This window comes from Stenotrophomonas sp. 3(2025) (assembly GCF_052665395.1).
In genome coordinates this window covers 81708-94476 of the sequence record NZ_JBQOIF010000011.1, presented here as the reverse complement: position 1 = coordinate 94476, position 12769 = coordinate 81708, and the positions used below count along the sequence as shown (strand labels likewise).

Sequence of the window (12769 nt, the reverse complement as noted above, 5' to 3'; positions counted from 1 at the left end):
TTATCCGACGACGGAGGCGAGCTTGAAGATCGGCAGGTACATGCCGACGACCATGCCGCCCACGACCACACCGATGAACACCATGATCATCGGTTCGAGCAGGCTGCTCAAGGCGTCAACGGCATTGTTGACCTCCTGCTCATAATACTCGGCCACCTTGAACAGCATGGTATCCAGCGCGCCGGCCTCTTCGCCGATGCCGGTCATCTGGATGACCATGTGCGGGAACAGGTTGGTCTGCTTCATCGCCATGTTGACCGGGTAGCCGACCGACACGTCATCGCGCATGCGCAGCACCGCCTCCTCATAGACCTTGTTGCCGGTGGCGCCGGCGACGATGCCCAGCGCCTCCACCAGCGGCACGCCGGCCTTGAAGGTCACCGCCGTGGTGCGGGCGAAGCGGGCGATGGCACTGTTGTGCATGATCTGGCCGATCACCGGCACCTTCAGGATGTAGCGATCCATTGCATGCTGCATGGCGGGTGAGCGCTTGTAGGCCATGACCAGGCCGACAATGCTGCCGATTACGATGATGGCAACCAGCCACCACCAGGACACCATGAAGCGCGAAGCGTTGACGATGATCTGGGTGAAGGCGGGCAGGTCAGCGCCGAAGCTCTTGAACACTTCCTCGAACTGCGGGACCACGAAGATCAGCAGGATCGCGCTGACCAGCAACGCCACCGCGATGACCATCGCCGGATAGAACAGCGCCTTCTTGATCTTGCCCTTCAGGCCTTCGATGTTTTCCTTGTAGGTGGCCACGGTGTCCAGCACCGTTTCCAGCACACCGGCGCCTTCACCGGCGCGTACCAGGTTGCGGTACAGCTCGTCAAACTGCACCGGGTACTTGCTGACCGATTCGTACAGTGACGAGCCGCCCTCGATGTCGGTACGGACGCCGTCGACCATCTTCTTCATGCGCGGGTTCTTGTGCCCGCTGCCGATGATCTCCAGCGCCGATACGATCGGCACACCGGACTTCATCATGGTGGCCATCTGCCGGCTGAAGAAGGCAATGTCCTTGCTGCCGATTGCCTTGCCGGCGGCACCAAACAGCGGCTTTGGCTTGACCTTGACCTGACCGGGATTGATGCCCTGCCGGCGCAGTTCGGCGCGCAGCAGGTTGGCGTTCTTCGCCAGCTGCTCGCCCTTCATTTTCACGCCCCGCTTGTCGGTCCCCTCCCAGACAAACGGCTGCAACTCCATGGTGGCGCGCGCCACCGGCTCTTTCTTGATCGCACTGCGACTGACAGACATGTTGGCTCCCCGGCCCGCCATCCCCAGACGGGCATCTGCCGATGGTAGCGGGTTCATCGTCCACTTGGCAGATCCGGGATAGGCCGGAATGCGAATTCGTGCCGGCCGCCGACCAAAGGTGACGCACTGCGTCACATTGCCGGGTCCGTCGCAGAATGATGACTGGGGGGTTCACATCGCAGAAATTGCTGCCATCATGGGCCCGGGGAAATCCAGGGGGAGGCGTGCCGGGGTTGGCACGCAACCTGCGTTGATCCACCCGCAGGGTGCAGGACCCGCTCAGCCGGCCGATGGCCGGATCGATCCTGTGCGCTGACTTAACCACCACTTATCTTGGGGATGTAATCATGAAGAACCAGAAGGGCTTCACCCTGATCGAACTGATGATCGTCGTTGCGATCATCGCGATCCTGGCCGCCATCGCGCTGCCGCAGTACCGCAACTACACCGCCAAGGCGAAGATCACTCAGGCTGTTGCCAGCGTTGCCGGTGAAAAGATCAAGGTCGCCGAGAACCAGGCTGCGGAAGTTGCCGACGTCTGCACCGGTGTTGCCACCTCCGCTCAGTGCAACGCCGGCACCCTGACCGGCACCTCCAATGACGCCTCGGCAGTGGTATCGCTGGTGCCGAATTTTGGTGACGGTAGCGACAATGTGACCTGGGCTTGCACCGTGACCACCTCGAGCATCGCTGGCTATCAGGGCGACAACTGCGATACTCTGACTCCGTAATCGCGGTCGAGTTTTCAGCCAATGTGCTGGATGCGATCCCCAGATGCCCGCGAGAAATCGCGGGCATCTGCGTTTGTGTAGCCCGAATCGGGTGCCCTATAAGCTGATCACTTCTTCCAAAGTCCTCGCCATGAACGCAGTCACCTCCGCCAATCTCGTCGGCATCACCGGTCTGGCCCGTCGCCTGGTGCAGGACGGCGCACTGGATGAAGCTGGTGCCCGCGATGCCATGGCCAAGGCCGCTGCAGACCGCCAACCGCTGCCCACCTGGTTCGCGCAGAACAAGGTGGTCTCGCCGCCGCAGCTGGCCGCCGCCAACGCGGTCGAGTTCGGCATGGCGCTGTTCGACGTGTCGGTATTCGATGCCAGCCAGAACGCGATGAACCTGGTCAGCGAAGCGCTGCTGCGCAAGCACAACGTGCTGCCGCTGTTCAAACGGGGTGGCAGGCTGTTTGTCGGCACCAGCAATCCGACCCATTCGCTGGACGAGATCAAGTTCCATACCAATCTGGTGGTCGAGCCGATCCTGGTCGACGAGGACCAGATCCGCCGCACGCTCGAGCAGTGGCACTCCAGCCATGACAACTTGGGCGACTCGCTCGGCGGCGACGACGAGGCGCTGGCCAATCTGGACGTGTCCGGTGGCGACGATGACATGGCCGGCGGCACCGATTCGGGCATCGACGCCAAGGGCGACGATACCCCGGTGGTGAAGTTCATCAACAAGGTGCTGATCGATGCGATCCGAAAGGGCGCCTCGGACATCCACTTCGAGCCCTACGAAGACGATTACCGCGTGCGCCTGCGCATCGATGGCCTGTTGAAGATGGTCGCGCGCGCGCCGAACAAGCTCAACCAACGCATTGCCGCGCGCCTTAAGGTGATGGCGCAGCTGGATATCGCTGAAAAGCGCGTGCCGCAGGATGGCCGCATCAAGCTCAATCTTTCCAAGACCAAGCAGATCGATTTCCGCGTCAGTACCCTGCCGACGCTGTTCGGCGAGAAGGTGGTGCTGCGTATCCTCGATGGCAGCGCGGCCAAGCTGGGCATCGACAAGCTGGGTTACGAGCCGGACCAGCAGAAGCTGTTCCTGGAGGCGATCCACAAGCCTTACGGCATGGTACTGGTGACCGGCCCGACCGGTTCAGGCAAGACGGTGTCGCTGTATACCGCACTGGGCATCCTCAACGACGAGACCCGCAACATCTCCACCGCCGAGGATCCGGTGGAAATCCGCCTGCCCGGCGTCAACCAGGTGCAGCAGAACAACAAGCGCGGCATGACCTTCGCCGCAGCGCTGCGCTCGTTCCTGCGCCAGGATCCGGACATCATCATGGTCGGCGAAATCCGCGACCTGGAGACGGCGGAAATTGCGATCAAGGCCGCACAGACCGGTCACATGGTGCTGTCCACGCTGCATACCAACGATGCGCCGCAGACCATCGCGCGCCTGATGAACATGGGCATCGCGCCGTACAACATCACCAGTTCGGTGACGTTGGTGATCGCCCAGCGCCTGGCGCGCCGGTTGTGCAACAACTGCAAGCGACCGGCCAATCTGCCGGAGCATGCGCTGCTGGCCGAGGGCTTCACCCAGGCGCAGCTGGATGCAGGCATCGAACTGTATGAGGCAGTGGGCTGCGACGAATGCACCGAGGGCTACAAGGGCCGTACCGGCCTCTACCAGGTGATGCCGATGACCGACGAGATCGCGACCATCGTGCTGGCGGGCGGCAACGCGCTGCAGATTGCCGAGGCTGCGCAGGCGATCGGTGTGAATGACCTGCGGCAGTCGGCGTTGAAGAAGGCGGCCGCGGGCGTGACCAGCCTGGCCGAGATCAATCGCGTCACCAAGGATTGATGCCGTAGATCCACGCCATGCGTGGATGGTCTAACCAGTAGATCCACGCCGTGCGTGGATGGGGCAACCAGTAGATCCACGCCGTGCGTGGATGGGGCAACCAGTAGATCCACGCCATGCGTGGATGGCGCGATGCATGAGGTTGCCGGCCAGCGGCCGGCACTACCATTTCGACGCAGGACGCCCAGTAGATCCACGCCATGCGTGGATGGGCGGTGCACGGGGTTGCCGGCCGGCGGCCGGCACTACCACGGGGCAGCCTTATTCCATCCCCAGCTTCTTCAGCTTGTAGCGCAGCGCACGGAAGGTGATGCCCAACTGCGCGGCAGTGCGGGTCTTGTTCCAACGGTTTTCTTCCAGCGCGCGCTGGATCGCACTGCGTTCAAGCTGCTCGATATACGAGGGCAGGGCGGCACTTCCCGGGTGCAGATCAACCACCGCTTCAGCGTGCGCAGCGCTGCCCGGTGAGCGCGGCGCATGCTGCGGCAGGCGCAGGTCGTCGGCGCCGATACGGTCTTCCTCGGCCAGTGCCAGTGCGCGTTCCAGGATGTTCTCCAGCTCGCGCACGTTGCCCGGGAAAGCGTACTGGGCCAACGCGTCCAGTGCCGAAGGTGCCAGCAGCGGGGTGGCGCGGCCGTGGCTGCGGGCCAGCCGCGCCAGGATCGATGCGGCCAACGCCGGCAGGTCCTGGCGGCGCTCGCGCAGCGGCGGCACGCGCAGTTCGATGACGTTGATGCGGTAGTAGAGGTCGTGGCGGAAGCGCCCGTCTTCGACCAGCTCGGCCAGATCCTTGTGGGTGGCCGAAAGGATGCGCACGTCCACCGGTTCTTCGCTTGGGGCCCCGACGGCACGCACCGATTTTTCCTGGATCGCACGCAGCAGCTTCACCTGCATCTGCAGCGGCAGCTCGGCCACTTCATCCAGGAACAGGGTGCCGCCGTGCGCAGCCTGGAACAGGCCCGGCTTGTCGGCATGGGCGCCGGTGAAGCTGCCCTTGCGGTGGCCGAAGAACTCGCTCTCCATCAGCTCGGTGGGGATGGCGCCACAGTTGACCGGCACGAACGGCCCGGCGGCGCGCGCGCCCTGCGCATGGATGGTGCGCGCGACCAGTTCCTTGCCCACCCCGGATTCGCCCAGGATGTAGACCGGCGCCTGGCTGCGCGCAACCTTGCCGATGGTGGCGCGCAGCTGGTCCATGGCCGGCGATTCGCCGAGCAGGCGTGCGGCCTGTTCCGCAGCAGGCCCGGCAATGGGGCGTTCGCTGTTGTTGAGTTCCAGCGCATGCTTGACCAGGCCGCGCAGCACGGTGATGTCCACCGGCTTGCTGACGAAATCGAAGGCGCCGGCTTTCAGTGCTTCCACGGCCAGGTCCATGCTGCCGAAGGCGGTGATCATCGCCACCGGCGTGCGCGGGTAGTGCTGGGCGATCTCGCTGACCAGTTCGATGCCATTGCCATCGGGCAGGCGCATGTCGGTGATGCACAGGTCATAGGGATTGCTGGCCAGCAGTTCGCGGGCTTCGGCGAGGTTGGCGGCGGTGCTGATGCGCAGGCCCATGCGGCCGAGGGTCAACACCAGCAGTTCGCGGATATCGCGTTCATCGTCGACGACGAGGGCGCTGCGGGTTTCGTTCATGGGTGGGAAAGATAGCCGAGGGTGTGGAAGGCGACAAATGTTTGACGCACGGAATCAGTGCGGAAGCAGGGTGTGCGGGCCGGGCAGTACCAGGCGGAAGCAGGAGCCGCCGGCGGGGACGGGGATGTAATCCAGCCGCGCCTGGTTGGCCCTGCACAGCTCGCGGGCGATATACAGGCCCAGGCCGGTGCCGTGCTCGGAGGTGGTGAAGAAGGGGCGGAACAGCTGCGCAGCGACGGTCTCCGGGATGCCGGGGCCACGGTCCATCACGTCGATCACCGCACTACGCTCGTGCTGCGCCACGCGCAGCCGCACGCGCGCGGGCTGCTCGCCGATGCGGCCGTACTTGAGGGCGTTGTGCACCAGCACGGTCAGCACCTGGTACAGGTGGCGCGGGTCGACCTGGGCCGGCACCGAGGTGTCGTTGATGATCGGTTCGATGCTGTCGGTTTCCAGCGTCTGGCCCTGCTTGTACTCCAGCACGAAGCGGCGCACGAAGGCGGCCAGGTCGACGTTTTCCGGGTTGGCGCGTTCGCGCCGGGCCAGGCCCAGCACGCTTTCGACGATGCCGTTGGTGCGCTGGCACTGCTGGTGGATGATCTGCAGCAGGCGACGGTCGCTTTCGTTGAAGCCGGTGCCTTCCTCCAGCAGCTGCACGGCGTAGTTGATGGCCGCCAGCGGGTTGCGGATCTCGTGCGCGAGGCTGGCCGAGAAGCGCCCCATCGCCGACAGGGTGAGCGATTCAGCGCGGCGCGAGACCACGCTGGAGTCGTCCAGGAACACCAGCACCAGGTCGCTGCCGGCCAGCAGGCGGGCGAAGCGTGGCTGCACTTCCGGCTGGTCGGGGTTGAGCTGCAGCGGCATTTCATCCTGTGCCCAGCCGTTGCGCCAGCGTTGCAGGCGCCGGGCAAGTTCGGGGGCGACACTGGCCAGGTCGAGGCGGCCCGAATCACTGTTGCCATCGGCGTCGCCCAACAGGATCGAGGCGGCTTCGTTGGCCAGGGTGATGCGGTTGTCGGCGTCCACCACCACCACGCCGGTGCGCATGCGGCGGATGATCAGTTCGTTGATCTGGAACAGGTTGGCCACTTCGTCGCCACGCTGGTTGGCCAACTGCTGGTTGCGGCGTGCACGGTTGCCGACCTGGTAGCTGATGAAGGCCAGCGCCAGGTAGCTGGTGGCGAACATCGCCAGTTCGGCGAGGGTGCGGGTAGGGTCGCCGCCTTCCAGCACTTTCCACAGGTACTCGGCAGCGGTGGCGACGCTGGCGGCCAGCGCCAGCACCAGGCCCCAGCTGAGCGGCAGCAGGGTGGCGGCGGCGGCGATGTTGAACAGCAGCGACATCGAGATGCCGGCGCTGGCGCCGGGCAGGGCGTGCGCCAGCAGGCTGGCGGCGACGATGTCCAGCAGCACGCCGCCGACCACGATCTGCCGCAGCCAGCGTTCGTTGCGGCCGATCACCAGCCATAACAGGGACAGCAGCAGATAGGCGGCGCCGACCGAATAGGCCAGGCGGGGGTGATGCGCTTGGCCGACCATGGCCGACAGCGGGCTGTACAGCAGGGCGGCGATGACCGAGGCGATCAGTACCCGGTACAGGGCGAAGAAATACAGCTCGCGCCGCGGTATCGATTCGATGCGGTCGATCAATGAAGCACTGGGTGACACGCCGGAACTCCCCTTCTGGCTGCCTGGAACTGGGTCATGACGGCGGTGGGCCGAACCTGCCGACGTCCCCCGATCGTCGGATCTGCTCGCTGCCCGGGTGCCGGCACCGTGGGTCGAATTTACCGGGCCAGTATAGGGCGCCTGTACCGGGCTGGGCTGCGCAGTCGGCCCGGGCGGGCGTTTGCGGTGTGATCCAGGCCGTGCCGCAACTGCCTGAATGACCATGGAAATCTGGCCGGTCCCGGCCTTTTGTCCATACTTCTTTGCGCCCCGGCGCCGGCTCGGCCACAATAGTGGGCCCGCCGCGGTCCATGCCGGCGCCCCGCCGGGGCCCTGAGGAATTGCGTGCGGTCGTTCCTATTCCCACGGTGACGCATGAATTTCCACGAATACCAGTCAAAACAACTGCTTGCCGAGTACGGCATCCCGGTCCCGGCCGGCAAGGTCGCTGCGACCCCGGACGAAGCTGTTGCCGCTGCCAACTCCCTGGGCCAGGGCCCCTGGATGGTCAAGGCGCAGATCCACGCTGGCGGCCGCGGCAAGGCTGGCGGCGTCAAGTTCTGCAAGACCACCGACGACGTGAAGGCCGCTGCGGCCAAGATGCTCGGCACCAAGATGGCCACCTACCAGACCGCTGGCGTTGAACTGCCGGTCAACCTGGTGCTGGTGACCACCGCTGGCGAGATCGTCAAGGAACTGTACCTGTCGGTGCTGGTTGACCGTGGCACCAAGACCATCACCTACATCGCTTCTTCGGAAGGCGGCGTGGAGATCGAGCAGGTCGCCGCTGAAACCCCGGAGCTGATCCACTCGCTGAACGTCGACTTCGTCGAAGGCGTGCAGGGTTACCACGGTCGTGATTTCGGCTTCAAGCTGGGCCTGACCGCCAAGCAGGCCGGCCAGTTCGCCAGCATCATGGTGAACCTGTACCGCCTGTTCAACGAAAAGGACCTGGCGCTGGTTGAAATCAACCCGCTGGCCATCCTGGACGACGGCAACCTGTACGCGCTGGACGGCAAGTTCGACAGCGACGACAACGCCGCGTTCCGCCAGAAGGCGCTGGTCGCCATGCGCGACAAGACCCAGGAAGATCCGACCGAAGTGATCGCTTCGGAGCTGGACATCAACTACGTCACCATGGACGGCAACATCGGTTGCATGGTCAACGGCGCAGGCCTGGCCATGGCCACCATGGACGTCATCAAGCTCAACGGCGGCGAGCCGGCGAACTTCCTGGACGTGGGCGGCGGCGCCAACAAGCAGCGCGTCATCGAAGCGTTCAAGCTGATCCTGTCCTCGGACAAGGTCGAAGGCATCTTCGTCAACATCTTCGGCGGCATCGTCCGCTGCGACATGATTGCCGAAGGCATCATCGCCGCCGTGAAGGAAGTGGGCGTCAAGGTTCCGGTCGTGGTGCGCCTGGAAGGCACCAACGTGGAAGAAGGCAAGCAGCTGCTGCGTGACAGCGGCATGGCCATCATCCCGGCCGACAACATCAACGACGGTGCCAAGAAGGTCGTCGAAGCTGTCAAGAACGCCGCCTGATCCGACACCGAAGGAAATCCAATGTCAGTTTTGATCAACAAGAACACCAAGGTGATCGTGCAGGGCTTCACCGGCCAGCAGGGCACCTTCCACGCCACTCAGATGATCGAGTACGGCACCCAGGTTGTTGGCGGCGTGACCCCGGGCAAGGGTGGCACCACCCATATCGACCTGCCGGTCTTCAACACCGTTGCCGACGCCGTGCAGAGCACCGGCGCCAACGCTTCGGTCATCTACGTGCCGCCGCCGTACGCGGCTGACGCGATCCTGGAAGCCGCTGCTGCCGGCATCAAGGTCATCGTCTGCATCACCGAGGGCATCCCGGTGCTGGACATGCTGCGCGTCAAGAACGTGCTGACCCGTTCGCATCCGGACACCGTGCTGATCGGGCCGAACTGCCCGGGCGTCATCACCCCGGGCGAGTGCAAGATCGGCATCATGCCGGGCCACATCCACAAGCCGGGCAAGATCGGCATCGTGTCGCGTTCGGGCACCCTGACCTATGAAGCGGTCAAGCAGACCACCGAAGTCGGCCTGGGCCAGTCCACCTGCATCGGCATCGGTGGTGACCCGATCAACGGCCTGAACTTCGTCGACTGCCTGAAGCTGTTCAACGAAGACCCGCAGACCGAAGGCATCATCATGGTCGGCGAAATCGGCGGCGACGCTGAAGAAGCCGGTGCCGAGTACATCAAGAACCACGTGAAGAAGCCGGTCGTCGGTTTCATCGCGGGTGCTTCGGCTCCGGCCGGCAAGCGCATGGGCCACGCCGGTGCGATCGCATCGGGCGGCAAGGGCACTGCCGAAGGCAAGTTTGCTGCCATGGAAGCTGCTGGCGTGGTCACCGTGCGTTCGCCGGGCGACCTGGGCGCTGCCATCGCCAAGCTGGTGAAATAAGATCGACTGCCTTCGGCAGACGATTCTGTAGAGCCGGGCCGACGCTCGGCTGCTTGAAACAGAAAGGCCGCCTCAGGGCGGCCTTTCTGCGTCTGGGCATCCGCCGGGCATGGCCCGGCGCTACCAGAATGGTCCACGCGGTAGCGCCGGGCCATGCCCGGCGAGCGCATGTCGCGGCGCTACAATGTGCGCATTGCAACCACAGGCTGGACCCTCATGGCTTCGATCCGCATCGCGATGGCGCAGTTCGACTTCCCGGTTGGCGATGTCGCCGGCAACACCGAGCGCATCATCGAGATGATCGGCCAGGCGCGCGATGAGTACGGCGCCGGGCTGGTGATGTTCCCCGAGCTGGCGGTCAGCGGCTATCCGCCGGAGGACCTGCTGCTGCGCCCGGGCTTCCTGTACGAGTGCGAGCAGGCGATGACCCGCATTGCTGCTGCGTGCCGTGGCATTACCGCCGTGGTCGGTTGGCCGCAGGCGGCCGGTGCGGTGGTCTACAACGCGGCCAGCGTGCTGCGCGATGGCCTGGTGGAGCAGACCTACCGCAAGCGCGAACTGCCCAATTACGCGGTGTTCGACGAGCGCCGCTACTTCGATGTCGACCCGGACGGTGGCAGCTGCGTGTTCGAGGTCGACGGCATCCCGGTCGGCCTGCTGATCTGCGAGGACCTGTGGTTCGCCGAGCCACTGGCCGATACGGTGCGTGCCGGCGCGCAGCTGGTGGTGGTGCCCAATGCCTCGCCGTACGAGCGCGGCAAGCATGCCCAGCGTGACGCTGTGCTGGCTGCACGCACCCGCGAAAGCGGCGCGGCGATCGCCTACCTCAACGTGGTGGGCGGCCAGGACGCGCTGGTGTTCGATGGTGCATCGGTGGTGGCCGACGGCGATGGCACGGTGCACCCGGCCGCGGCGGCCTTCGTCGACCAGTGGCTGGTGGTGGACTACGACGGCGCCACCCGCCGCTTCCTGCCACAGGTATGGATGGACGACGGCGACGAGAGCATGGATGCGCTGGCCTGGCGTGCGGTCACCCGCGGCATCCAGGACTACTGCAGCAAGAACGGTTTCAAGAAGGTGTGGCTGGGTCTGTCCGGTGGCATCGACTCGGCGATCGTGCTGGCCATGGCGGTCGATGCGCTGGGTGCGGAGAACGTGACGGCGGTGCGCCTGCCGTCGCGCTATACCGCCGGCATGTCCAACGACCTGGCCGCCGAGCAGTGCCAGGCGCTGGGCGTGAAGCTGGAAGCCGTTTCCATCGAGCCGGCGTTCCAGGGCCTGATGCAGGCCCTTGCGCCGATGTTCGAGGGCACCACGCCGGACGTGACCGAGGAGAACCTGCAGTCGCGCAGCCGTGGCGTGATCCTGATGGCACTGGCCAACAAGTTTGGCGGCCTGCTGCTGACCACCGGCAACAAGAGCGAATACGCGGTCGGTTACGCCACGATCTATGGCGACATGTGCGGTGGCTACGCGCCGCTGAAGGACCTGTACAAGACCGAGGTGTTCGGCCTGTCCAAGTGGCGCAACACCGTCGGCGGTGCGCCGGTGATCCCGCCGGCGGTGATCAGCCGCCCGCCGTCGGCCGAACTGCGTGAAAACCAGACCGACCAGGATTCGCTGCCGGCCTACGACGTGCTGGACGGCATCCTGTACCGCTACATCGACCAGGAGCAGTCGCGCACGGAGATCGTCGCCGCAGGCTATGACGCGGCGGTGGTGGATCGTGTGCTGCGGCTGGTGCGGATCAGCGAGTGGAAGCGCCACCAGGCCGCGCCGGGCCCGAAGGTCTCGCGCCGCGCGTTCGGGCGTGAGCGCCGCTACCCGATCAGCAACGGCTACAAGAGCTGAGGGCCGGTCGCCGGGCATGGCCCGGCGCTACCGATGTTCGATGGATCCATCGATAGTGCCGGCCGCTGGCCCGCAACCGGGTGTACCGCCCATCGATGCACGGCGTGGATCTACCGGGCTTCGTTGAGCAGTTGCTCCAGGCCGGCGGTTTCGGCGGCCTCGTCAAATTGGCTGTCCCCCAGCCGCGCACGCACGAATGCCAGGCCATCGGCCGCCGCTGCGTCCAGCGTACCGCGATGGTCGACCGGGTATCGGCGGAATGCCACCGGTTCACCGCGCAGGGCCAGTCCGACGGCATACAGCAGGGTGGTGAGATAGGGCACGTCGCGATCCTGGCTGCCGTGGCCGAGCATCAACGGCTGGCTGAAGCCCCGCCGTGGCACGCCCAGATAGTCATGCAGCAGCGCCCAGATGCCCGGCACCGAGGTCAACGGTGCGCTGAACATTTCTCCCGTGTTCGCTCCTTCCAGGGTGGCCGCCAGCGGGCCCAGGCACTGCTGGCGCGCCAGCGCGACCCGTGCATGGCCTTCATCGCTGAGCACGCGTGCGATACGCGGCTCCACCTGCAGCAGGCCATCGAGCAGGTAGGCGTGATAGGCATTGAGCGCGCCCGGATTCGGCGTGCGGCTGTCCGGCTTCATCACCAGCGCGGTCAGTTCGACGGCCGTGGGCGTGCCGGTGGTGAAGCTGCCGCGGTACTGCAGCGAGGGTCCATGGGACGGTGCCAGATGGCCGGCCGTGAGTGCGGCAGCGCCGCCCTGCGAATGGCCCACCGATACCCAACGCGGTGACAGCGTGGCATTGCCGAGGAAATGGCGGCTGGCCTTGATGAGATCGATGGCGTTGCGCGCGGAGGTGCGCACGTGCAGGTAGGCGTGGTCACCCGGGCCGCCCAGGCCCTGGTAATCGGCGGCGAGAACGGCATAGCCCTGTGCCAGGAACTGGTCAAGGAAGCGACCGTCACGCTCGGGCTGATAGGGGCCGGATACCGAGGGCGCGCAGTGGTCGGCGATGCCCTGGGTGCCGTGGACCCACGACACGACCGGCCAGCCACCTGCCGGCGCAGGCCCGGCGGGCAGGTAGACCAGCCCGGTTGCCTCGGCCAGGCGACCGTGATGATCGGGGGTGCGGTAGGCCAGCTTATAGGCCTGGGCGGCCTTGGAGGGCACCCAGCTGGCGCGGTAGGGCGCGGCCGAGAGCAGGTCACCCGGTTCCGCCGCCAGCGCGACAAGGGGGCAGGCGGCCAGCGCGAGCAGGGCAGTGGCCAGCAGGATCGGGCGCGGTCGGAACCGCTGGGATGAGGACATGTGGCGCTCCATAC

Annotated in this window: 9 protein-coding genes; 5 read left to right on the top strand and 4 right to left on the bottom strand. The window is 65.5% G+C overall.

What is annotated here, in order from left to right; all coding sequences use genetic code 11:
- Entirely contained in the window at positions 1-1260 is a 1260-nt protein-coding gene (locus ACUXVE_RS10610) for a type II secretion system F family protein (RefSeq protein WP_445514370.1), read from the bottom strand.
- 347 nt (positions 1261-1607) lie between these two features.
- Between ACUXVE_RS10610 and ACUXVE_RS10605 the strand changes: the two genes are divergently transcribed.
- Both ACUXVE_RS10605 and pilB read left to right on the top strand, forming a co-directional pair.
- Complete coding sequence (locus tag ACUXVE_RS10605; protein ID WP_445514369.1) at positions 1608-1991, top strand: pilin; 384 nt, start codon at positions 1608-1610, stop codon at positions 1989-1991.
- 130 nt (positions 1992-2121) lie between these two features.
- Positions 2122-3852 (top strand): type IV-A pilus assembly ATPase PilB, encoded by a 1731-nt coding sequence (gene pilB, locus ACUXVE_RS10600; RefSeq protein ID WP_445514368.1) that lies wholly within the window; start codon positions 2122-2124, stop codon positions 3850-3852.
- A 261-nt stretch (positions 3853-4113) separates the two neighbouring features.
- Here pilB and ACUXVE_RS10595 read toward each other — a convergent pair whose 3' ends face one another.
- Positions 4114-5487 (bottom strand): sigma-54-dependent transcriptional regulator, encoded by a 1374-nt coding sequence (locus tag ACUXVE_RS10595; RefSeq protein ID WP_445514367.1) that lies wholly within the window; start codon positions 5485-5487, stop codon positions 4114-4116.
- Between the two features lie 54 nt (positions 5488-5541).
- A complete protein-coding gene (locus tag ACUXVE_RS10590) occupies positions 5542-7155 on the bottom strand; it encodes a sensor histidine kinase (protein WP_222388478.1) in 1614 nt (537 codons plus the stop codon).
- Between the two features lie 375 nt (positions 7156-7530).
- Here ACUXVE_RS10590 and sucC point away from each other — a divergent pair, with 375 nt between their 5' ends.
- The 3 genes from sucC (at position 7531) to ACUXVE_RS10575 (ending at position 11448) form a co-directional block, all read left to right on the top strand.
- Positions 7531-8700, top strand: a complete 1170-nt coding sequence (gene sucC / locus ACUXVE_RS10585) for an ADP-forming succinate--CoA ligase subunit beta (protein WP_093818751.1) — start codon at positions 7531-7533, stop codon at positions 8698-8700.
- A 21-nt stretch (positions 8701-8721) separates the two neighbouring features.
- Positions 8722-9597, top strand: coding sequence for a succinate--CoA ligase subunit alpha (gene sucD, locus ACUXVE_RS10580; RefSeq protein WP_017356169.1), 876 nt, complete (start codon positions 8722-8724; stop codon positions 9595-9597).
- Positions 9598-9813: 216 nt separating this feature from the next.
- Positions 9814-11448: an NAD+ synthase gene (locus tag ACUXVE_RS10575; RefSeq protein ID WP_093818794.1), complete on the top strand. Its 1635-nt coding sequence runs from the start codon at positions 9814-9816 to the stop codon at positions 11446-11448.
- A gap of 110 nt (positions 11449-11558) precedes the next feature.
- Here ACUXVE_RS10575 and ACUXVE_RS10570 read toward each other — a convergent pair whose 3' ends face one another.
- Positions 11559-12755, bottom strand: coding sequence for a lipase family protein (locus ACUXVE_RS10570; protein ID WP_445514366.1), 1197 nt, complete (start codon positions 12753-12755; stop codon positions 11559-11561).
- Positions 12756-12769: the final 14 nt, after the last annotated feature.